The 20,684-nt window shown below is 63.9% G+C and carries 21 protein-coding genes and 1 tRNA gene; all 22 read left to right on the top strand.

What is annotated here, in order from left to right; genetic code table 11:
- The first annotated feature begins 23 nt into the window (after positions 1-23).
- The 22 genes from SB786_RS13640 to SB786_RS13745 all read left to right on the top strand — a co-directional run bounded on the left by SB786_RS13640 (position 24) and on the right by SB786_RS13745 (position 20,677).
- On the top strand, positions 24-1,043 hold the full coding sequence (locus SB786_RS13640; protein WP_410727916.1) for an NAD(P)H-quinone oxidoreductase: 1,020 nt from the start codon (positions 24-26) through the stop codon (positions 1,041-1,043).
- 141 nt (positions 1,044-1,184) lie between these two features.
- Positions 1,185-1,940 carry a triose-phosphate isomerase gene (gene tpiA / locus SB786_RS13645; RefSeq protein WP_228904997.1) on the top strand — a complete coding sequence of 252 codons (756 nt, stop codon included), beginning with the start codon at positions 1,185-1,187 and terminating at the stop codon, positions 1,938-1,940.
- Positions 1,941-2,012: 72 nt separating this feature from the next.
- Entirely contained in the window at positions 2,013-2,390 is a 378-nt protein-coding gene (gene secG / locus SB786_RS13650) for a preprotein translocase subunit SecG (protein ID WP_006750457.1), read from the top strand.
- Between the two features lie 110 nt (positions 2,391-2,500).
- Positions 2,501-2,585, top strand: a tRNA-Leu gene (locus SB786_RS13655).
- A gap of 154 nt (positions 2,586-2,739) precedes the next feature.
- Entirely contained in the window at positions 2,740-3,099 is a 360-nt protein-coding gene (locus tag SB786_RS13660; RefSeq protein WP_217056326.1) for an NADH-quinone oxidoreductase subunit A, read from the top strand.
- A gap of 63 nt (positions 3,100-3,162) precedes the next feature.
- Positions 3,163-3,642 carry a NuoB/complex I 20 kDa subunit family protein gene (locus SB786_RS13665; RefSeq protein WP_006398799.1) on the top strand — a complete coding sequence of 160 codons (480 nt, stop codon included), beginning with the start codon at positions 3,163-3,165 and terminating at the stop codon, positions 3,640-3,642.
- 22 nt (positions 3,643-3,664) lie between these two features.
- Positions 3,665-4,267 carry an NADH-quinone oxidoreductase subunit C gene (locus tag SB786_RS13670; RefSeq protein WP_006756902.1) on the top strand — a complete coding sequence of 201 codons (603 nt, stop codon included), beginning with the start codon at positions 3,665-3,667 and terminating at the stop codon, positions 4,265-4,267.
- 9 nt (positions 4,268-4,276) lie between these two features.
- Positions 4,277-5,530, top strand: a complete 1,254-nt coding sequence (locus tag SB786_RS13675) for an NADH-quinone oxidoreductase subunit D (RefSeq protein ID WP_006750459.1) — start codon at positions 4,277-4,279, stop codon at positions 5,528-5,530.
- A 171-nt stretch (positions 5,531-5,701) separates the two neighbouring features.
- A complete protein-coding gene (nuoE, locus tag SB786_RS13680; RefSeq protein ID WP_006756903.1) occupies positions 5,702-6,187 on the top strand; it encodes an NADH-quinone oxidoreductase subunit NuoE in 486 nt (161 codons plus the stop codon).
- The gene (gene nuoF / locus SB786_RS13685) at positions 6,184-7,494 is read left to right on the top strand and encodes an NADH-quinone oxidoreductase subunit NuoF (RefSeq protein WP_006756904.1); all 1,311 of its coding nucleotides are present in this window, start codon (positions 6,184-6,186) and stop codon (positions 7,492-7,494) included. The genes nuoE and nuoF overlap by 4 nt, the downstream gene beginning before the upstream one ends.
- 84 nt (positions 7,495-7,578) lie before the next feature.
- Positions 7,579-9,909: an NADH-quinone oxidoreductase subunit NuoG gene (gene nuoG / locus SB786_RS13690; protein WP_410727917.1), complete on the top strand. Its 2,331-nt coding sequence runs from the start codon at positions 7,579-7,581 to the stop codon at positions 9,907-9,909.
- Positions 9,910-10,977 carry an NADH-quinone oxidoreductase subunit NuoH gene (gene nuoH, locus SB786_RS13695; protein WP_006750463.1) on the top strand — a complete coding sequence of 356 codons (1,068 nt, stop codon included), beginning with the start codon at positions 9,910-9,912 and terminating at the stop codon, positions 10,975-10,977.
- 15 nt (positions 10,978-10,992) lie between these two features.
- Positions 10,993-11,481 (top strand): NADH-quinone oxidoreductase subunit NuoI, encoded by a 489-nt coding sequence (nuoI, locus tag SB786_RS13700; RefSeq protein WP_006398806.1) that lies wholly within the window; start codon positions 10,993-10,995, stop codon positions 11,479-11,481.
- Positions 11,482-11,587: 106 nt separating this feature from the next.
- Entirely contained in the window at positions 11,588-12,238 is a 651-nt protein-coding gene (locus SB786_RS13705) for an NADH-quinone oxidoreductase subunit J (protein WP_006750464.1), read from the top strand.
- Between the two features lie 17 nt (positions 12,239-12,255).
- Positions 12,256-12,561, top strand: coding sequence for an NADH-quinone oxidoreductase subunit NuoK (gene nuoK / locus SB786_RS13710; RefSeq protein ID WP_004185739.1), 306 nt, complete (start codon positions 12,256-12,258; stop codon positions 12,559-12,561).
- Positions 12,562-12,578: 17 nt separating this feature from the next.
- Complete coding sequence (nuoL, locus tag SB786_RS13715) at positions 12,579-14,633, top strand: NADH-quinone oxidoreductase subunit L (RefSeq protein WP_410727918.1); 2,055 nt, start codon at positions 12,579-12,581, stop codon at positions 14,631-14,633.
- An 18-nt stretch (positions 14,634-14,651) separates the two neighbouring features.
- Positions 14,652-16,142: an NADH-quinone oxidoreductase subunit M gene (locus SB786_RS13720; RefSeq protein WP_410727919.1), complete on the top strand. Its 1,491-nt coding sequence runs from the start codon at positions 14,652-14,654 to the stop codon at positions 16,140-16,142.
- A 36-nt stretch (positions 16,143-16,178) separates the two neighbouring features.
- On the top strand, positions 16,179-17,633 hold the full coding sequence (nuoN, locus tag SB786_RS13725; RefSeq protein ID WP_410727940.1) for an NADH-quinone oxidoreductase subunit NuoN: 1,455 nt from the start codon (positions 16,179-16,181) through the stop codon (positions 17,631-17,633).
- Positions 17,633-17,929, top strand: coding sequence for a DUF2818 family protein (locus SB786_RS13730; protein WP_006756909.1), 297 nt, complete (start codon positions 17,633-17,635; stop codon positions 17,927-17,929). The genes nuoN and SB786_RS13730 overlap by 1 nt, the downstream gene beginning before the upstream one ends.
- 248 nt (positions 17,930-18,177) lie before the next feature.
- Positions 18,178-18,768, top strand: coding sequence for an NUDIX domain-containing protein (locus tag SB786_RS13735; RefSeq protein WP_410727920.1), 591 nt, complete (start codon positions 18,178-18,180; stop codon positions 18,766-18,768).
- A gap of 139 nt (positions 18,769-18,907) precedes the next feature.
- On the top strand, positions 18,908-19,330 hold the full coding sequence (locus SB786_RS13740) for a DUF1178 family protein (protein WP_410727921.1): 423 nt from the start codon (positions 18,908-18,910) through the stop codon (positions 19,328-19,330).
- A 150-nt stretch (positions 19,331-19,480) separates the two neighbouring features.
- Positions 19,481-20,677 (top strand): acyl-CoA dehydrogenase family protein, encoded by a 1,197-nt coding sequence (locus SB786_RS13745; protein ID WP_410727922.1) that lies wholly within the window; start codon positions 19,481-19,483, stop codon positions 20,675-20,677.
- The last annotated feature ends 7 nt before the right edge of the window (positions 20,678-20,684 follow it).

A 20,684-nucleotide genomic window follows, 5' to 3' on the forward strand; every position in this document is an offset into this window, starting at 1 on the left:
ATTCCGATCCTGGAGCGACCACCATGAAAGCCATCGAAATCACCGAATTCGGCGCCCCTGACGTGCTGAAGCTCGCGGAGCGTCCGCGCCCCGAACCGAAGCGCGGCGAAGTGCTGATCAAGGTGGCGGCTTCCGGCGTGAATCGGCCGGATGTCTTCCAGCGCAAGGGCGCGTATGCGCCGCCGCCGGGCGCCTCTGATCTGCCGGGCCTCGAGGTCGCGGGCGAGATCGTCGGCGGCGACCTGTCGGATGCCGCGCTGAACCCGTTCGGCCTGAAGCTCGGTGACCGCGTCTGCGCGCTGCTCGCGGGCGGCGGCTACGCGGAATATGCGCTCGCGCCGTTGCCGCAATGTCTGCCGGTGCCTGACGGGCTGACCGACATCGAAGCCGCGTCGTTGCCCGAAACGTTCTTCACCGTGTGGAGCAATGTGTTCGACCGTGCGTTGCTGGGCGCGGGCGAAGGCGGTGAGCAGGAAACGCTGCTCGTGCAGGGCGGCTCGAGCGGCATCGGCGTGACGGCGATCCAAATCGCGCACGCGCTCGGCTTCCGCGTGTTCGCGACGGCCGGCAACGCCGACAAGTGTCGTGCGTGCGAGGCGCTCGGCGCCGAACGCGCGATCAACTACAAGACCGACGACTTCGTCGAAGTCGTGAAGTCGCTGACGCACGATCGCGGCGTCGACGTGATTCTCGACATGGTGGCCGGTTCGTATGTGCCGCGCGAGCTGTCCGCGCTCGCGGATGGCGGCCGCCTGGTGCTGATCGCGCTGCTCGGCGGCGCGAAGGCCGAGGTCAACCTGAACGAGATCCTGCGTCGCCGGCTGACGGTGACGGGTTCGACGCTGCGTCCGCGTCCGGTCGAGTTCAAGGCGCGCATCGCTGCACAACTGAAGGCGCGCGTCTGGCCGCTGCTCGCGGACGGCCGCATCAAGCCCGTCATCTACCGTGTGCTGCCAGCCGGCGAGGCCGCGCAGGCGCATGCGCTGATGGAGAGCGGCGAGCATATCGGCAAGATCGTGCTCGATTGGGGTACGACCGCCTGACGGTCCGTGCCGCCGGACTTGACATGCGCGGTTTGACCGGTTCAAGCCGCGCGCAGTAAAATCGCGGGTTTGCTTCGCCAGATCCAGCCTGACGGCCGGTTTCCGGTACGTTAATGACACGATAGTGACGAGACAGACACGATGTCGAAACAACGAACAAAGCGAGTGATAGGCAACTGGAAGATGCATGGCCGGCTGGCCGGCAACCAGGCGTTGCTGAATGAAGTAGTGCAAGGCGCGGGCGCGGTGGCGGCTGAAACGTCGATCGGCGTGTGCGTGCCGTTCCCGTACCTCGCGCAGGTTCAGGCGCAGCTCGGCGCTGGCCGTGTCGCGTTCGGCGCGCAGGACGTGTCCGCGCACGAGCAGGGCGCGTTCACCGGCGAAGTGGCTGCCGCGATGGTGGCGGAGTTCGGTGCGCATTATGCGATCGTCGGTCACTCGGAGCGTCGCGCGTATCACGGCGAGCGCAACGAGACCGTCGCGGCGAAGACGCAGCGCGCGCTCGCGGCAGGCCTCACGCCTGTGGTGTGCGTCGGCGAAACGCTCGACGAGCGTGAAGCGGGCGCGACCGAGCAGGTGGTCGGTGCTCAGCTCGACGCCGTGCTGGCCGTGCTGACGGCTGACGAAGCAGCCCGCATCGTCGTCGCGTACGAGCCGGTCTGGGCGATCGGTACGGGCAAGAGCGCGACGTCGGCGCAGGCGCAGGATGTGCACGCGTTCCTGCGTGCGCGTCTCGCGGCGAAGGGCGCGGCGGACGTGTCGGTGCTGTATGGCGGCAGCGTGAAGCCGGACAACGCGGAAGAGCTGTTCGCGCAGCCGGACATCGACGGCGGCCTGATCGGCGGCGCGTCGCTGAAGGCGGAAGATTTCCTGGCGATCTGCCGGGCCGCACGTTGAGCGGTCCGGGGTCGAATTGAACCATGATGGCGGCCGGTTGGTCCGGTCGCCTGATCCAATCGGGTGGGTGTGATGCTGTTATTCAAGACGCTGATTATTGTCGTGCAGGTGCTGTCTGCACTGGGTGTGATTGGGCTCGTGCTGCTGCAGCACGGCAAGGGTGCCGACATGGGCGCCGCATTCGGCAGCGGCGCGTCGGGCAGCCTGTTCGGTGCGACGGGCTCGGCGAACTTCCTGTCGCGCACGACGGGCGTGCTGGCCACGATCTTCTTTGTCGCGACGCTCGCGCTGACGTACCTCGGCTCGTACAAGTCGACGCCGTCGGCAGGCGTGCTCGGCGCGGCAGCGACGGCCCCGGCATCGGCGCCCGCAGCGTCGGCGCCGGCCGTCGCGGCGTCCGCTGCCGCGGCTTCGGCCGCGAGCGCGCCGGGCCAGGATGTCCCGAAATAAAAAGTCGATTTTTTTGCGTTTGTGCGTTGAACAAATCTGGAACTCGGGTTAGAATTTAATTCTTGAAGCGATTCGCGGGAACTAGCAGCACAACCCGAGTTGCATGCAGTGCCGACGTGGTGAAATTGGTAGACACGCTATCTTGAGGGGGTAGTGGCGAAAGCTGTGCGAGTTCGAGTCTCGCCGTCGGCACCAAAGTTACTCAATGCCAGCCGCTTCTAGTGGCTGGCATTTTTCATTTGTGGGGTATGTCTTGCGATTGTCTTGTGATCGCCTGCACTCCGAAATGATTCCTTCCGCCGGAAGTGGTATTCTCCGGACGCTCAGAACCAACCGATAGAGGATTGCCTTGAACCTCGCAGCCTATTACCCCGTCTTGTTGTTCCTCCTCGTGGGCACTGGTTTAGGTATAGCGCTGGTCAGCATCGGCAAGCTCCTGGGTCCCAACAAGCCGGACGTCGAGAAGAACGCACCATACGAGTGCGGCTTCGAGGCCTTTGAAGACGCCCGGATGAAATTCGACGTCCGGTACTACCTCGTCGCCATCCTGTTCATCATCTTCGATCTCGAAACCGCATTCCTGTTTCCGTGGGGCGTCGCGCTGCGGGACATCGGCTGGCCCGGTTTCATCGCAATGATGATTTTTCTGCTCGAATTCCTGCTGGGCTTTGTCTATATCTGGAAGAAAGGCGGTCTCGACTGGGAGTGATGGGGTTAATCGCCGGTTTGCATGGGCGGCCACGCTGGGTCGCTCGTCTGGAGTGGAAAGCAAATGAGTATCGAAGGGGTCTTGAAGGAAGGGTTTGTCACCACGACGGCTGACAAGCTGATCAACTGGACGCGTACCGGCTCGCTGTGGCCGATGACGTTCGGGCTCGCCTGTTGCGCCGTCGAGATGATGCACGCGGGCGCGGCCCGTTACGATCTGGACCGGTTCGGAGTCGTGTTCCGTCCGAGCCCGCGTCAGTCGGACGTGATGATCGTCGCCGGCACGCTGTGCAACAAGATGGCGCCCGCACTGCGCCGCGTGTACGACCAGATGGCCGAGCCGCGCTGGGTGATCTCGATGGGGTCGTGCGCGAACGGCGGTGGCTACTACCACTACTCGTACTCGGTGGTCCGCGGCTGCGACCGGATCGTGCCGGTCGACGTCTACGTGCCGGGCTGCCCGCCCACGGCCGAGGCGCTGGTCTACGGCGTGATCCAGCTTCAGGCGAAGATCCGCCGCACCAACACCATCGCCCGTCAATAAAGGCCCCGAGCGTCCCCTCAATATGGCAAGCAAAATCGAGATCCTGAAGGCAAACCTCGAAGCCGCGCTCGGCGCGCGCGTGGTGAGCCTCACCGAAGCGATCGGTGAACTGACGCTCGTCGTGAAGGCGAGCGATTACCTCGAAGTCGCAAAGACGCTGCGCGACGATCCGAAGCTCCGTTTCGAGCAATTGATCGACCTCTGCGGCGTCGACTACCAGACTTACGGCGACGGTGCGTACGACGGCCCGCGTTTCGCGGCCGTATCGCAGCTGCTGTCGGTCACGAACAACTGGCGCCTGCGCCTGCGCGTGTTCGCGCCGGACGACGATCTGCCGATCGTGGCGTCGCTCGTCGACATCTGGGCCTCCGCAAACTGGTACGAGCGCGAAGCGTTCGATCTGTACGGCCTCGTGTTCGAGGGGCACCCCGACCTGCGCCGCATCCTCACCGACTACGGCTTCATCGGCCACCCGTTCCGCAAGGACTTCCCGGTGTCGGGCTACGTCGAAATGCGTTACGACCCGGAAGAAAAGCGGGTCGTCTACCAGCCGGTGACGATCGAGCCGCGCGAAATCACGCCGCGCGTGATCCGCGAGGATCGCTATGGCGGTCTGAAACATTAAGGGGGCGTCATGGCAGAAATCAAGAACTACACCCTCAACTTCGGCCCGCAGCACCCGGCAGCGCACGGCGTGCTGCGCCTGGTGCTCGAGCTCGACGGCGAAGTCATCCAGCGCGCCGATCCGCACATCGGCCTGCTGCATCGCGCGACTGAAAAGCTCGCGGAAAGCAAGACCTTCATCCAGTCCGTGCCTTACATGGACCGTCTCGACTACGTGTCGATGATGGTCAACGAGCACGGGTACGTGCTCGCGATCGAGCGTCTGCTCGGCATCGACGTGCCGGAGCGCGCGCAGTACATCCGCGTGCTGTTCGACGAAATCACGCGCGTGCTGAACCACCTGATGTGGATCGGCGCGCACGCACTCGACGTCGGCGCGATGGCGGTGTTCCTGTACGCATTCCGCGAGCGCGAAGACCTGATGGACGTGTACGAAGCGGTGTCCGGCGCACGGATGCACGCGGCGTACTACCGTCCGGGCGGTGTCTACCGCGACCTGCCCGACGCAATGCCGCAATACAAGGCGTCGAAGATCCGCAACGAGAAGGCGCTCGCGAAGATGAACGAAGCGCGCAGCGGCTCGGTGCTCGACTTCATCGACGACTTCTTCACGCGCTTCCCGAAGTGCGTCGACGAATACGAAACGCTGCTGACCGACAACCGGATCTGGAAACAGCGCCTGGTCGGGATTGGTGTCGTCAGCCCGGAACGCGCGCTGCAGATGGGCCTCACGGGCCCGATGCTGCGCGGTTCCGGTATCGCATGGGATCTGCGCAAGAAGCAGCCGTACGAAGTGTACGACCGCATGGATTTCGACGTGCCGGTCGGCGTGAACGGCGATTGCTACGACCGCTATCTGGTGCGCGTCGAAGAAATGCGCCAATCGATCCGCATCGCGAAACAGTGTATTGAGTGGCTCCGCAAGAATCCGGGCCCGGTGATGACGGACAATCACAAGGTTGCACCGCCGTCGCGCGTCGGCATGAAGACCAACATGGAAGACTTGATTCACCACTTCAAGCTCTTCACCGAAGGTTTTCACGTGCCGGAAGGCGAAGCGTACGCAGCAGTCGAGCATCCGAAGGGCGAATTCGGCATCTACCTCGTGTCGGACGGTGCCAACAAGCCGTATCGCCTCAAGATTCGCGCCCCGGGCTTCGCGCATCTCGCGTCGCTCGACGAAATGGCGCGCGGCCACATGATTGCCGATGCCGTCACGATCATCGGTACGCAGGACATCGTGTTCGGCGAAATCGATCGCTAATGGTTGCGCCGCCTGCGCGTGCGGGCGGCGAGCAGTAAGTCACACGCGATGATGCGCGCTGAGCCGGCGCGGCTTCGCAAGCTGTCAACAGTGAGCGCCAGGTCTGCCGTCCATGCACAGCAGTGCGGCAGGTTGTTCGTTCGGTAGGAATTGAAAGAGTCGTGTCTGAAAATGATCTCAGCTGAAGGCCTGAAGGAAATCGATCGAGCGTTGACGAAGTATCCCGCCGATCAGAAACAGTCCGCCGTGATGTCGGCGTTGGCCGTTGCTCAGGAAGAGCACGGCTGGCTGTCGCCCGAACTGATGCAGTTCGTCGCGGACTATCTCGGCATGCCGGCCGTCGCCGTGCAGGAAGTCGCGACGTTCTACACGATGTACGAGCTCAACCCGGTCGGCAAGCACAAGATCACGCTCTGCACGAACCTCCCGTGCCAGCTTGGTCCGCACGGCGGTGCCGAGGCGACGGCCGACTACCTGAAACAGAAGCTGGGCATCGGCTTCGGCGAGACCACGCCCGACGGCAAGTTCACGCTGAAGGAAGGCGAATGCATGGGCTCGTGCGGCGATGCGCCGGTGCTGCTGGTGAACAATCACAGAATGTGCAGCTTCATGAGCCGCGAGAAGATCGACCAGCTGCTTGAGGAGCTTTCGAAATGACGTCCCTTCACGACCGTCACATCAAACCGCTGATCCTCGCTGGTCTGAACGGCGAGAACTGGCATCTCGAAGATTACGTTGCGCGCGGCGGCTACAAGCAGCTGCGCCGCATTCTCGAAGAAAAGATTCCGCCGGAGCAGGTGATTGCCGACGTGAAGGCGTCGGGCCTGCGTGGCCGTGGCGGTGCGGGCTTCCCGACCGGCCTGAAGTGGAGCTTCATGCCGCGCCAGTTCCCGGGGCAGAAGTACCTCGTCTGCAACTCGGACGAAGGCGAGCCGGGCACGTTCAAGGATCGCGACATCCTGCGCTGGAACCCGCATGCGCTGATCGAAGGCATGGCCATCGGCGCGTACGCGATGGGCATCACCGTCGGCTACAACTACATCCACGGCGAAATCTTCGAAGTGTATCGACGCTTCGAGGCCGCGCTCGATGAAGCGCGTGCCGCGGGTTTCCTCGGCGACAACATCATGGGCTCGGAATTCTCGTTCCAGCTGCACGCGCACCACGGTTACGGCGCGTACATCTGCGGCGAGGAAACGGCGCTGCTCGAGTCGCTCGAAGGCAAGAAGGGCCAGCCGCGCTTCAAGCCGCCGTTCCCGGCGAGCTTCGGCGTGTACGGCAAGCCGACCACGATCAACAACACCGAGACGTTCGCCGCGGTGCCGTTCCTGCTGTCGATCGGGCCGCAGAATTACCTCGAGATTGGCAAGCCGAACAACGGCGGCACGAAGATCTTCTCGGTGTCGGGTGACGTCGAGCGTCCGGGCAACTACGAAGTGCCGCTCGGCACGCCGTTCGCGACGCTGATGGAGCTCGCAGGCGGGATGCGCGGCGGTCGCAAGATCAAGGCGGTGATTCCGGGCGGTTCGTCGGCGCCGGTGATCCCGGGCGACATCATGATGCAGACCGATCTCGATTACGACTCGATCGCGAAGGCGGGCTCGATGCTCGGCTCCGGCGCGGTGATCGTGATGGACGAGACGCGCTGCATGGTGCGTTCGCTGCTGCGCCTGTCGTACTTCTACTACGAGGAATCGTGCGGCCAGTGCACGCCGTGCCGTGAGGGCACCGGCTGGCTGTATCGCGTCGTGAATCGTATCGAGCACGGCGAAGGCCGCCAGGAAGATCTGGACCTGCTGAACTCGGTTGCCGAGAACATCATGGGCCGCACGATCTGCGCGCTCGGCGATGCGGCGGCGATGCCGGTGCGCGGGATGCTCAAGCATTACTGGGACGAATTCGCGTACCACGTCGAGCACAAGCACTGCATGGTCGGCGGCCACGCGCACGCGGCGGCAGCCTGAAGCGAAGCACCGGTTGCGGAATTTGAGCGCACGGTCGGGCGAAGGCGCGAACGGGCGGAAATAGGTTAAGGACCATTCACCATCATGGTTGAACTTGAAATAGACGGCAAGAAGGTCGAGGTGCCCGAAGGCAGCATGGTGATCCAGGCTGCGCACAAGGCGGATACGTACATTCCTCACTTCTGCTATCACAAGAAACTGTCGGTTGCGGCCAACTGCCGGATGTGTCTCGTCGAAGTCGAGAAGATGCCGAAGGCCGTGCCCGCCTGCGCGACGCCCGTGTCGGCCGGCATGATCGTGCGCACGCAGTCCGACAAGGCTGTGAAGGCGCAGCAGTCGGTGATGGAATTCCTCCTCATCAATCACCCGCTCGACTGCCCGATCTGCGATCAGGGCGGCGAATGCCAGCTGCAGGATCTGGCGGTCGGCTACGGCAAGTCGTCGTCGCGCTACTCGGAAGAAAAGCGCGTGGTGTTCCACAAGAACGTGGGCCCGCTGATCTCGATGGAAGAGATGTCGCGCTGCATCCACTGCACGCGCTGCGTCCGCTTCGGCCAGGAAATCGCCGGCGTGATGGAACTCGGCATGCTGGGTCGCGGCGAGCACTCGGAAATCACGACGTTCGTCGGCAAGACGGTCGACTCCGAGCTGTCGGGCAACATGATCGACCTGTGCCCGGTCGGCGCGCTGACCAGCAAGCCGTTCCGCTACAGCGCCCGTACGTGGGAACTGTCGCGCCGCAAGTCGGTGAGCCCGCACGATTCCGTCGGCGCGAACCTCGTCGTGCAGGTGAAGAACAACCGCGTGATGCGCGTGCTGCCGTTCGAGAACGAAGCGATCAACGAATGCTGGATCTCGGACAAGGATCGTTTCTCGTACGAAGGCCTGAACAGCGAAGAGCGCCTGACGAAGCCGATGCTGAAGCAGGGCGGCCAGTGGATCGAAACCGACTGGCAGACCGCGCTCGAGTATGTCGCGAAGGGCCTGAAGGGCATCGCCGCGGATCACGGCGCGAACGCGCTGGCGATGCTCGCGAGCGCGCACAGCACCGCTGAAGAGCTGTTCCTCGTGAAGCAGCTCGCCAACGAACTGAAGACGCCGAACGTCGACTTCCGTCTGCGTCAGCAGGATTTCTCGGCGCCGGTCCAGGGCGCACCGTGGCTCGGCATGCCGATCGCCGACCTGTCGAACGTGGATGCCGCGTTCGTCGTCGGTTCGTTCCTGCGCCGCGACCACCCGCTGTTCGCCGCACGCCTGCGTCAGGCCGCGAAGAACGGCGCGAAGCTGCACTTCCTGCACGCAACCGCCGACGACTCGCTGATCCCGACCGCGAAGCGCATCGTCGCCGCGCCGTCGGCATGGCTCGACGAACTGGCCGGCGTCGCCGCGGCCGTCGCGCAACTGCGCGGCGTCGCGCTGCCGGACACGCTCGCGGGCGTCACTGCGTCGCCGGCCGCTCAAGCGGTCGCCCAGTCGCTCGCGAACGGCGAGCGCCGTGCGGTGCTGCTCGGCAACGTGGCCGTCCGTCATCCGCAATTCGCGCAGTTGCACGCCGTCGCACAGTGGATCGCCGACAACACCGGCGCCACGTTCGGCTTCCTGACGGAAGCGGCGAACACGGTCGGCGCGCACGTCGTCGGTGCGCTGCCGGGCGAAGGCGGCCTGAACGCGCGTGAAGCGTTCGCGCAGCCGCGCAAGGGCTACGTGCTGCTGAACGTCGAACCGGAATTCGACACCGCCGATCCGGCGCAGGCGCTTGCCGCGCTGAACGAGGCCGAAATGGTCGTCGTGATGTCGCCGTTCAAGCACGGCCTCGATTACGCCGACGTGTTGCTGCCGATCGCGCCGTTCACGGAAACGGCCGGTACGTACGTGAACGCGGAAGGCTCGGTGCAGAGCTTCAACGGCGTCGTGCGCCCGCTCGGCGACACGCGTCCGGCGTGGAAGGTGCTGCGCGTGCTCGGCAGCCTGCTCGGCCTGCCGAACTTCGAATACGAGACCGCTGAAGAAGTGCGTGTCGCGGCGCTCGGCGACGCAGGTGTCGCGAGCCGTCTGTCGAACCAGGCGTCGGTTGCGCCGGCACGCGTCGCGGCGACTGCCGCGAACGGCGGTTTCGAGCGTCTCGCCGATGTGCCGATCTATCACGCCGACGCACTCGTGCGCCGCGCAGGTGCGCTGCACCTGACGGCCGCCGCGAAGGTGGCGAACGCCGCAGCCCTGCCGGCCGCGCTGTTCGACAAGCTGGGCTTGAAGGAAGGCGACGCGGTGCGCGTGCGCCAGGGCGAGCGCGCGGTGCAGTTGCCGGCCGTGCGCGACGCGAATCTTGCGGAGACGGTCGTTCGCGTGTCGGCGGCGACGCCTGCCGGCGCAGCGCTCGGCAGCCTGTCCGGTGAACTGGTGGTGGAGAAGGCGTAAATGAGCTTGTTCGATACGATCAACGCGGGCGGAGCCCAGCTTCTCGGCATCGCATGGCCGACGGTGTGGGCCATCGTGCGCATCCTCGTCGTCGCCGTCGTGATCCTGCTGTGCGTCGCGTACCTGATTCTGTGGGAACGCAAGCTGATCGGCTGGATGCACGTGCGTCTCGGCCCGAACCGCGTGGGCCCCGCCGGCCTGCTGCAGCCGATCGCCGACGTGCTGAAGCTGCTGCTGAAGGAAGTCATTCAGCCGAGCGCCGCCAGCCGCTGGCTGTACCTGATCGCGCCGGTCATGACCGTCGTGCCGGCGTTCGCCGTCTGGGCGGTGATTCCGTTCCAGGCGGAAGCCGTGCTCGCGAACGTGAACGCCGGCCTGCTGTATGCGATGGCGATCTCGTCGATCGGCGTGTACGCGGTGATTCTCGCCGGCTGGGCGTCGAACTCGAAGTACGCGTTCCTCGGCGCGATGCGCGCGGCTGCGCAGATGGTGTCGTATGAAATCTCGATGGGCTTCGCGCTGGTGCTCGTGCTGATGACGGCCGGCAGCCTGAACCTGTCGGAAATCGTCGGCTCGCAACAGCACGGCTTCTTCGCCGGCCACGGCGTGAATTTCCTGTCGTGGAACTGGCTGCCGCTGCTGCCGGCGTTCGTCGTCTACTTCGTGTCCGGCATCGCCGAAACGAACCGTCACCCGTTCGACGTGGTGGAAGGGGAGTCGGAGATCGTCGCGGGTCACATGATCGATTACTCGGGTATGGCGTTCGCGCTGTTCTTCCTGGCCGAGTACATCAACATGATCGTGATCTCGGCGCTCGCCGCGACGCTGTTCCTCGGCGGCTGGGATGCACCGTTCGAATTCCTGTCGTTCATTCCGGGCGTCTTCTGGCTGGTGCTGAAGGTGTTCGCGCTGCTGTCGGTGTTCATCTGGGTTCGCGCGACGTTCCCGCGCTACCGTTACGACCAGATCATGCGTCTGGGCTGGAAGGTGTTCCTGCCCGTCACGGTGATCTGGGTGGTCGTGGTCGGCTTCTGGATGATGTCGCCGCTCAACATCTGGGTGAAGTAAAGATCGGACGAAATCATGACGGCAATCCAACACTTCTTTAAGACCTTCTTCCTGACGGAGCTGCTGAAGGGGCTCGCGCTGACCGGTCGTTACACGTTCCGGCGTAAGTTCACCGTGCAGTTCCCGGAAGAGAAGACTCCGATTTCGCCGCGTTTTCGCGGGCTGCATGCGCTGCGCCGCTACGAGAACGGCGAAGAGCGCTGTATCGCGTGCAAGCTGTGCGAGGCCGTGTGCCCCGCGCTGGCGATCACGATCGAATCGGAAACGCGTGCGGACAACACGCGCCGCACGACGCGCTATGACATCGACCTGACGAAGTGCATCTTCTGCGGTTTCTGCGAAGAGAGCTGCCCGGTCGATTCGATCGTCGAGACGCAGATTCTCGAGTACCACGGCGAAAAGCGCGGCGACCTGTATTTCACGAAGGAAATGCTGCTCGCGGTGGGCGATCGCTACGAGAAGGACATCGCTGCGGCGAAGGCCGCCGACGCGCCGTATCGTTGATTGTGTTTGAAGTGCCGGCCCAGGCATGAACGGGCCGAGCCGCCGCGACGGGTGCGGGCGTCCCGCAAGCCGCGCCTGACTATGGCCTAACGATGAACCGGTAATCATGGAATTCACGACCGTACTGTTCTACATCTTCGCGCTGCTCCTGGTGGTATCAGGGCTGAAGGTGATCACTTCGCGCAACCCGGTGGCGTCTGCGCTTTTCCTTGTGCTGGCGTTCTTCAACGCCGCCGCGATCTGGATGCTGCTGGAAGCGGAGTTCCTCGCGATCCTGCTGGTGCTCGTGTACGTGGGTGCCGTGATGGTGCTGTTCCTGTTCGTCGTGATGATGCTGGACATCAACATCGATTACCTGCGCCGCGACTTCAAGCGTTTCGTGCCGATGGCAACGGTGGTCGGCGCGATCATCGTGGTCGAGACCGCGCTGATCCTCTGGCGCGGCTACGGCGACACGCACACGGTGCACGCAATGGCGACGGGCGCGATGGCCGACTGGTCGAACACGCGGCTGATCGGCAAGGTGATTTACACCGACTACATCTTCGCGTTTGAAATCGCCGGCCTGGTGCTGCTGGTCGCGATCATCGCCGCGATCGGGCTGACCGAGCGCAAGGGCAAGGACAGCAAGCGCCAGCGCGTGTCGGATCAGGTCAAGGTGCGCCGCAACGACCGCGTGCGCCTCGTGAAGATGGAAGCGGAAAAGCCGCAGCCGGAAACGGCGCAGAGCGAAGCCGGTACGAGCACCAACGGCTAAGCGGAGGAAAGGAAACCATGTTGACTCTTGCTCACTACCTCGTGCTCGGCGCGATCCTCTTTGCGATCGCGATCGTCGGGATCTTCCTGAACCGGCGCAACATCATCATCATCCTGATGGCGATCGAATTGATGCTGCTGGCGGTGAACACCAACTTCGTCGCGTTCTCCCACTACCTCGGCGACGTGCACGGCCAGATCTTCGTGTTCTTCGTGCTGACCGTCGCCGCAGCGGAAGCCGCGATCGGTCTCGCGATTCTGGTGACCCTGTTCCGTAAGCTCGACACGATCAATGTCGAGGATCTCGATCAGCTCAAAGGTTAATTTCAGGCAACGCTGTTATGTCAATGACACTCAATGAAAACCTGCTGCTGGCGATTCCGCTCGCTCCGCTGGCCGGCTCGCTGATTGCGGGGCTGTTCGGGAACGCAGTGGGGCGCAAGGGCGCACACCGGATCACGATCCTCGGCGTATTGATCGCGTTCCTCCTGTCGGCGAAAGTCTTCCTCGACGTGATGGGCGGCGCGAGCTTCAACGCGACCGTCTATGAATGGATGAACGTCGGCTCGCTGAAACTCGAAGTCGGCTTCCTCGTCGATTCGCTGACCGCGATGATGATGGTCGTCGTGACCTTCGTCTCGCTGATGGTGCACGTGTACACGATCGGCTACATGGCGGAAGACGACGGCTACCAGCGCTTCTTCTCGTACATCTCGCTGTTCACGTTCTCGATGCTGATGCTCGTGATGAGCAACAACTTCCTGCAACTGTTCTTCGGCTGGGAAGCGGTGGGTCTGGTGTCGTACCTGCTGATCGGCTTCTACTTCACGCGTGAGAGCGCGATCTACGCGAACATGAAGGCGTTCCTCGTGAACCGCGTGGGCGACTTCGGCTTCCTGCTGGGCATCGGCCTGCTGCTCGCATTTGCGGGCTCGATGAACTACGGCGAAGTGTTCGCGAAGCGTGCCGAGCTCGCCAGCCTGCACTTCCCGGGCACCGACTGGGGCCTGCTGACCGTCGCCTGTATCTGCCTGTTCATCGGCGCGATGGGCAAGTCGGCACAGTTCCCGCTGCACGTGTGGCTGCCCGACTCGATGGAAGGCCCGACCCCGATCTCCGCGCTGATTCACGCGGCGACGATGGTGACGGCCGGCATCTTCATGGTGTCGCGCATGTCGCCGCTGTTCGAACTGTCGGATACCGCGCTGTCGTTCATCACGGTGATCGGCGCGATCACGGCACTGTTCATGGGCTTCCTCGGGATCGTCCAGAACGACATCAAGCGGGTCGTCGCGTACTCGACGCTGTCGCAGCTCGGCTACATGACCGTCGCGCTCGGCGTGTCCGCTTACCCGGTCGCCGTGTTCCACCTGATGACGCACGCGTTCTTCAAGGCGCTGCTGTTCCTCGGCGCCGGTTCGGTGATCATGGGCATGCACCACGACCAGGACATGCGCAACATGGGCGGCCTGCGCAAGTACATGCCGATCACGTGGATCACGTCGCTCGTCGGTTCGCTGGCGCTGATCGGCACGCCGTTCTTCTCGGGCTTCTACTCGAAAGACTCGATCATCGACGCGGTGAAGCTGTCGCACCTGCCGGGTTCGGGCTTCGCGTACTTCGCGGTCGTCGCGAGCGTGTTCGTCACGGCGCTGTACTCGTTCCGCATGTACTTCCTGGTGTTCCACGGCGAAGAGCGCTTCCGCAAGCCGAAGCATCCGGAATCGCCGATGGGCATGGCGGCCGCGCACGGCCACGACGATCACGGCCATGGCCACGGTCATGACGATCACGCGCACGAGCCGCACGAGACCCCGTGGGTCGTGTGGGTGCCGCTGGTCCTGCTGGCGATTCCGTCGGTGATCATCGGCGCGATCGCGATCGGCCCGATGCTGTTCGGCGACTTCTTCCAGCACGGCGTCGCATTCGACAAGGTGATCTTCATCGGCGCGAACCATCCGGCGCTGGCCGAGATGGCCGAAGAGTTCCACGGCTGGGTCGGCATGGGCCTGCACTCGGTGTCGGGGCTGCCGGTGTGGCTGGCGCTCGCCGGTGTCGTCGTCGCATGGTTCCTGTACCTGAAGCGTCCGGAACTGCCGGCGTCGATCCGCCGTGCGTTCGGCCCGATCTACACGCTGCTGGACAACAAGTACTACATGGACAAGATCAACGAAGTGGTGTTCGCCCGTGGTTCGGTGGCGATCGGCCGCGGCCTCTGGAAGGAAGGTGACGTCGTCGTGATCGACGGCCTCGTCAACGGCAGCGCCCGGTTCATCGGCTGGTTCGCCGGCGTGATCCGCTTCCTCCAATCCGGTTACATCTATCACTACGCGTTCGCCATGATCATCGGCATGCTGGGGCTCCTGACCCTGTTTGTAACGCTCGGCGGCAAATAAGGCGGGGGGACAACACTAATGCACGCTTTTCCGATTCTCAGTACCGCGATCTGGCTGCCGATCGTTTTCGGCCTCCTCGTGCTCGCGGTGGGTAACGACAAAAATCCGGGGACGGCCCGCTGGGTCGCGCTGATCGGTTCGCTGCTCGGTCTCGCGGTCACGATCCCGCTGATCACGGGCTTCGACTCGAGCACGGCCGCGCTGCAGTTCGTCGAGAAGTCGACCTGGATCGAGCGCTTCGACATCTCGTACCACCTCGGCGTCGACGGCATTTCGATGTGGTTCGTCGTGCTGACGGCGCTGATCACGGTGATCGTCGTGATCGCCGCGTGGGAAGTGATCACCGAGAACGTCGCGCAGTACCTCGCGGCCTTCCTGATCCTGTCCGGGATCATGATCGGCGTGTTCTCGGCGGCCGACGGCCTGCTGTTCTACGTGTTCTTCGAGGCGACCCTGATCCCGATGTACATCATCATCGGCGTGTGGGGCGGCCCGAACCGCGTGTACGCGGCATTCAAGTTCTTCCTGTACACGCTGGCCGGCTCGCTGCTGATGCTGGTCGCGCTGATCTACCTGTACACGCAGACGCATTCGTTCGACCTCGCGACGTGGCAGAACGCCAAGATCGCGATGACGCCGCAGATCCTGCTGTTCATCGCGTTCTTCCTCGCGTTCGCGGTGAAGGTGCCGATGTGGCCGGTGCATACCTGGCTGCCGGACGCGCACGTGGAAGCGCCGACGGGCGGCTCGGTCGTGCTGGCGGCGATCATGCTGAAGCTCGGCGCGTACGGTTTCCTGCGCTTCTCGCTGCCGATCACGCCTGACGCAAGCCACTTCCTGGCACCGGTCGTGATCACGCTGTCGCTGATCGCGGTGATCTACATCGGCCTCGTCGCGATGGTGCAGGCCGACATGAAGAAGCTGGTCGCGTATTCGTCGATCGCGCACATGGGCTTCGTGACGCTCGGCTTCTTCATCTTCAACCAGCTCGGCGTCGAAGGCGCGATCGTCCAGATGATCTCGCACGGCTTCGTGTCGGGCGCGATGTTCCTGTGCATCGGCGTGCTGTACGACCGCCTGCACTCGCGCCAGATCGCCGACTACGGCGGCGTCGTGAACGTGATGCCGAAGTTCGCGGCTTTCGCGATGCTGTTCTCGATGGCCAACTGCGGCCTGCCGGGTACCTCGGGTTTCGTCGGCGAGTTCATGGTGATTCTCGCGGCCGTCCAGTACAACTTCTGGATCGCATTCGGCGCGGCATTCACGCTGATCCTCGGCGCCGCCTACACGCTGTGGATGTACAAGCGCGTGTACTTCGGCGCGGTCGCGAACGATCACGTTGCCAAGCTGAAGGACATCGGCCGTCGCGAATTCCTGATGCTGGCCGTGCTGGCCGCGTTCACGATGCTGATGGGCCTGTATCCGAAGCCTTTCACCGACGTGATGCACGTTTCCGTGGAAAACCTCCTCTCCCATGTCGCGCAGTCGAAACTGCCGCTGGCCCAGTAATCGCGAGCGGAGGAAATCAAGATCATGAACGCACCTATGAATGTCCTGTTGCCTGACGCGCTGGTGATGGTCGCCGTCGTCGTCGCATGGCTGAATGACACCTTTACCGGTGCCGCCGGCCGCCGCCTGACCTATCTGATCGCGGTGGTTTCGTCGGTCGTCGCCGGCGTGTGGTTCGCGGTGCAGGCGCTGGACCCGCACCAGTACTACTTCTTCTCGCGGATGGTCGTCGTCGACTCGTTCGCGAGCATGATGAAGGCCGTCGTGTCGATCGGCTTCGCGGTCTCGCTCGTCTATTCGCGCAAGTACCTCGAAGACCGCGACATGTTCCGCGGCGACGTGTTCCTGCTGGGCATGTTCTCGCTGCTCGGTCAATTGGTGATGGTGTCGGGCAACAACTTCCTGACGCTGTACCTTGGCCTCGAACTGATGTCGCTGTCGCTGTACGCGGTCATCGCGCTGCGCCGCGATGCCCCGCAGTCGAGCGAAGCCGCGATGAAGTACTACGTGCTGGGCGCGCTCGCGTCGGGCTTCGTGCTGTACGGCATCTCGATGCTCTACGGCGCGACCGGCTCGCTCGAGCTGGGCGAGGTGTACAAGGCAGTCGGCGGCACTACCGACGCAGCCGTGCTGATGTTCGGCGTGGTCTTCATCGTCGCCGGTATCGCGTTCAAGCTCGGCGCCGTGCCGTTCCACATGTGGGTGCCGGACGTCTACCAGGGTGCTCCGACCGCGATGACGCTGTTCGTCGGCGGCGGCCCGAAGGTTGCCGCGTTCGCGTGGGGTTTGCGCTTCCTGGTGATGGGCCTGCTGCCGCTCGCTCAGAACTGGCAGACCGCGCTCGTGATCCTCGCCGCGCTGTCGCTGATCGTCGGTAACATCACCGGTATCGTCCAGCGCAACATCAAGCGGATGCTCGCGTACTCGGCGATCTCGAACATGGGCTTCGTGCTGCTCGGCCTACTCGCAGGCATCGTGAAGGGCGACGCGGCCGCCCCGGCGAACGCATACAGCTCGGCGATGTTCTACGCGATCGTGTACCTGATCACGACGCTCGGCTCGTTCGGCGTGGTGATGCTGCTCGCGCGCCGCGATTTCGAAGCGGAGACGATCGACGACTTCAAGGGCCTCAACAAGCGCAGCCCCGTGTTCGCGTTCGTGATGATGGTCATGATGTTCTCGCTGGCCGGTATCCCGCCGACCGTCGGCTTCTACGCGAAGCTCGCGGTGCTCGAGGCGACCGTCAACGCGGGCCTCACGTGGCTCGCCGTGCTGGCCGTGATCACGTCGCTGTTCGGCGCGTTCTACTACCTGCGCATCGTCAAGCTGATGTACTTCGATGCGCCGCAGGACACGACCCCGGTCACCGGCGATTTCTGCAAGCGCACGATCCTCGTGCTGAACGGCCTCGCGGTCGTCGTGCTCGGCCTGATCCCGAGCCCGCTGCTGACGGCCTGCCTGCAGGCGATCCGTCATACGCTGCCGCTGTAATGTCGGCAGCCGGCTGGTTCATCGTGCTGTTGGCGCTCGTATGCGCCAACGTGCCGTTCCTGAACCAACGCCTCTTCGCCGTCGTGCCGTTCGGCGCGACGAAGAAGAATGCGTGGGTTCGGATCGGCGAGCTGATCGTGCTGTATTTCGTCGTCGGCGCGCTCGGCTTCTGGCTCGAGTCGCGCGCCGGCAACCGCTTCGAACAGGGCTGGCAGTTTTACGCGATCACGTTCAGTCTCTTTGTCGTATTCGCGTTTCCCGGCTTCACGTTCCAGTATCTCGTCAAACGACGCTGACAACGGGCCGCGCGGATCGCAAGCTCGCGAACGCGCGGTGCGACCGGCAACGCACGTTGGCCTGATTGACAAAATGCGGTGGTGGGGCTGACCGCCAGCGCGGCCGATCGCGGCGTCATGCTCGTTGCGAATACGTCGAGTATCCTGTTCGTCGCAATCCTTGTGCTCGGCCCCTTCCGGCGGCCAGCGCGAGCTAGCTATCAGCGCGGACAGGCCCTTGGCCGTCGCGCTCAATCACGGAGCCGCCGATGGCCGAACTACCCAATCACGACGCCGCACTGACCGAAACCTGCCTCGAGAGCGAGGCGATTTTCGAAGGCTCGTTTCTCAAGCTCAAGCGCGATACCGTCCGGTTGCCGGACGGCAAGCAGGCCACGCGCGAATACGTCCAGCACCCGGGCGCGGTGATGGTGATCCCGCTGTTCGACGACGGCCGCGTGCTGATGGAAAGCCAGTATCGCTATCCGATCGGCAAGGTCATGGCCGAATTCCCGGCCGGCAAGCTCGATCCGAACGAAGGCGCGCTCGCCTGCGCGGTGCGCGAGCTGCGCGAGGAAACCGGCTACACGGCACGCGAATACGTGTTCCTGGCCCGGATTCACCCGATCATTTCCTACTCGACCGAATTCATCGACCTGTATCTCGCGCGCGGGCTGACGGCCGGCGAGCGCCAGCTCGACGAAGGCGAATTCCTGGAAACCTTCACGGCGACGCAAGCCGACCTGCAGGAATGGGTGCGCACGGGCCAGATCACCGACGTGAAGACGATCATCGGCATGATGTGGCTCGACAAGGTACTGTCCGGCGCCTGGCCGCTGGGCCCGGTCCAGAAGCCCTGACGGCGCGTTAGCGGCGGGGTGGGACGCCGCGTTACAATCCGGTGACGCGGCCGTTTGCCGGTCGCGCGATCCAGATTTAGCACGATCGTTCACAAAAGCGCGTTTTGCGCTACACTCGTCACACGCCCTGATTCACAGCATGAAGGTCCTCGATTTACAGTGCCCGCACGGTCATCGGTTCGAAGGCTGGTTCGCTTCCGCCGATGAGTTCGAAGCGCAGTTGTCCCGCAAGCTGGTCGAATGTCCGGTGTGCGGGACGACCGAGATCAACCGGATGCCGTCGGCGCCGCGCCTGAACCTGTCGGGTGCGACGCAGGCGCAGCCGACCGATCCGCGTGCGCTTCAGGCGCAGGTGATGCGCGCGCTGCGCGAGGTGCTGGAGAAGACCGAGAATGTGGGCGAGCGCTTCGCCGAGGAAGCGCGGCGCATCCATTACAACGAGGCGCCGGCACGCAGCATTCGTGGCGTCACGACGCCGGAGGATGCGCAATCCTTGGCTGAAGAAGGCATCGACGTGATGCCGCTGCCGATTCCTGCCGCGCTGAAAGAACCGCTGCAATGACGTACGCAGTGGGTCCTGGCCGGGCGGATGGCCGCGGTCAGCCTTGCTGGGACCTGATTAACCGCTAAAGCGCTGACTCAGGTCGATCGCGAAGCATGGGATCAGAGTAAGCGCTGAAGCGCTAACCCGGGTCGACAGGAGACACTGCGCATGGATCTGGATTATTCCCCCGCCGACGACGCGTTCCGCGTTGACGTCCGCGCCTGGCTCGAGGCCAATCTGCCTCACGCCCTGCGCGCCAAAGTACTCGATCACAAGCGACTCGACCGCGAGGATTTCGCGAGCTGGCACCGGATTCTCGGCCTGCGCGGCTGGTCCGCGCCCGCATGGCCGGCCGAATATGGCGGCCCGGGCTGGAACGCGACGCAGCGGCACATCTGGGACGAGGAGTGCGCCCGCATCGGCGCGCCGACCGTGCTGCCGTTCGGCGTGTCGATGGTCGCGCCGGTGCTGATGAAATACGGCAGCGAGGCGCAGAAGCGTCACTATCTGCCGCGCATCCTCGACGGCACCGACTGGTGGTGTCAGGGCTATTCGGAGCCGGGCTCCGGGTCGGACCTCGCATCGCTGCGCACCCGCGCCGAACGCCATGGCGATCACTACGTCGTCAACGGCCAAAAGACCTGGACCACGCTCGGTCAGTACGCGGACATGATGTTCTGCCTCGTGCGTACGGATCCGGCGGCGAAGAAGCAGGAAGGCATCTCGTTCCTGCTGATCGACATGGCGACGCCCGGCGTCACGGTGCGTCCGATCATCACGCTCGACGAGGATCACGAGGTCAACGAGGTGTTCTTCGAGGACGTGAAGGTGCCCGTCGAGAATCTCGTCGGCGACGAAAACCGCGGCTGGACCTACGCGAAATACCTGTTGGGCCACGAGCGCACCGGTATCGCTCGTGTCGGCGCGTCCAAGCGCGAGCTCGTGTTCCTGAAGCGCGTGGCGTCGCACCAGCAGAAGAACGGCAAGCCGTTGCTCGCGGATCCCGTGTTTGCCGCGAAGGTCGCGGCGCTCGAGGTCGAGCTGATGGCGCTCGAGGTGACCGTGCTGCGCGTCGTGAGCCGCGAGACGAGCGGCAAGGGGCCGGGCCCGGAGGCGTCGATGCTGAAGATCAAGGGTACCGAGGTGCAGCAGGCGCTCACCGAGCTGATGTTCGAGGCGATCGGGCCGCTCGCGGCGCCGTTCGACGTGCCGTTCCTCGAGGGCGAGCGCGAACACAGCATCGCGGGCGACGACGATGCCGCGCCGCTCGCCGCGTACTACTTCAATTATCGGAAGACGTCGATCTACGGCGGCTCGAACGAGATTCAGAAGAACATCATCGCGCAGATGATTCTCGGGCTGTGACCAGGGA

It is taken from the genome of Burkholderia sp. SIMBA_062 (assembly GCF_046534765.1).
In the GTDB taxonomy this organism is placed as follows: Bacteria; Pseudomonadota; Gammaproteobacteria; order Burkholderiales; family Burkholderiaceae; genus Burkholderia; species Burkholderia ambifaria.

Bases quoted from the DNA above. Each gene is read 5' to 3' on its own strand.
- SB786_RS13640 (WP_410727916.1), top strand. From the start codon at position 24: ATGAAAGCCATCGAAATCACCGAATTCGGCGCCCCTGACGTGCTGAAG.
- tpiA (WP_228904997.1), top strand. From the start codon at position 1,185: ATGTCGAAACAACGAACAAAGCGAGTGATAGGCAACTGGAAGATGCAT.
- secG (WP_006750457.1), top strand. From the start codon at position 2,013: ATGCTGTTATTCAAGACGCTGATTATTGTCGTGCAGGTGCTGTCTGCA.
- SB786_RS13665 (WP_006398799.1), top strand. From the start codon at position 3,163: ATGAGTATCGAAGGGGTCTTGAAGGAAGGGTTTGTCACCACGACGGCT.
- SB786_RS13670 (WP_006756902.1), top strand. From the start codon at position 3,665: ATGGCAAGCAAAATCGAGATCCTGAAGGCAAACCTCGAAGCCGCGCTC.
- SB786_RS13675 (WP_006750459.1), top strand. From the start codon at position 4,277: ATGGCAGAAATCAAGAACTACACCCTCAACTTCGGCCCGCAGCACCCG.
- nuoE (WP_006756903.1), top strand. From the start codon at position 5,702: ATGATCTCAGCTGAAGGCCTGAAGGAAATCGATCGAGCGTTGACGAAG.
- nuoF (WP_006756904.1), top strand. From the start codon at position 6,184: ATGACGTCCCTTCACGACCGTCACATCAAACCGCTGATCCTCGCTGGT.
- nuoG (WP_410727917.1), top strand. From the start codon at position 7,579: ATGGTTGAACTTGAAATAGACGGCAAGAAGGTCGAGGTGCCCGAAGGC.
- nuoH (WP_006750463.1), top strand. From the start codon at position 9,910: ATGAGCTTGTTCGATACGATCAACGCGGGCGGAGCCCAGCTTCTCGGC.
- nuoI (WP_006398806.1), top strand. From the start codon at position 10,993: ATGACGGCAATCCAACACTTCTTTAAGACCTTCTTCCTGACGGAGCTG.
- SB786_RS13705 (WP_006750464.1), top strand. From the start codon at position 11,588: ATGGAATTCACGACCGTACTGTTCTACATCTTCGCGCTGCTCCTGGTG.
- nuoK (WP_004185739.1), top strand. From the start codon at position 12,256: ATGTTGACTCTTGCTCACTACCTCGTGCTCGGCGCGATCCTCTTTGCG.
- nuoL (WP_410727918.1), top strand. From the start codon at position 12,579: ATGTCAATGACACTCAATGAAAACCTGCTGCTGGCGATTCCGCTCGCT.
- SB786_RS13720 (WP_410727919.1), top strand. From the start codon at position 14,652: ATGCACGCTTTTCCGATTCTCAGTACCGCGATCTGGCTGCCGATCGTT.
- nuoN (WP_410727940.1), top strand. From the start codon at position 16,179: ATGAATGTCCTGTTGCCTGACGCGCTGGTGATGGTCGCCGTCGTCGTC.
- SB786_RS13730 (WP_006756909.1), top strand. From the start codon at position 17,633: ATGTCGGCAGCCGGCTGGTTCATCGTGCTGTTGGCGCTCGTATGCGCC.
- SB786_RS13735 (WP_410727920.1), top strand. From the start codon at position 18,178: ATGGCCGAACTACCCAATCACGACGCCGCACTGACCGAAACCTGCCTC.
- SB786_RS13740 (WP_410727921.1), top strand. From the start codon at position 18,908: ATGAAGGTCCTCGATTTACAGTGCCCGCACGGTCATCGGTTCGAAGGC.
- SB786_RS13745 (WP_410727922.1), top strand. From the start codon at position 19,481: ATGGATCTGGATTATTCCCCCGCCGACGACGCGTTCCGCGTTGACGTC.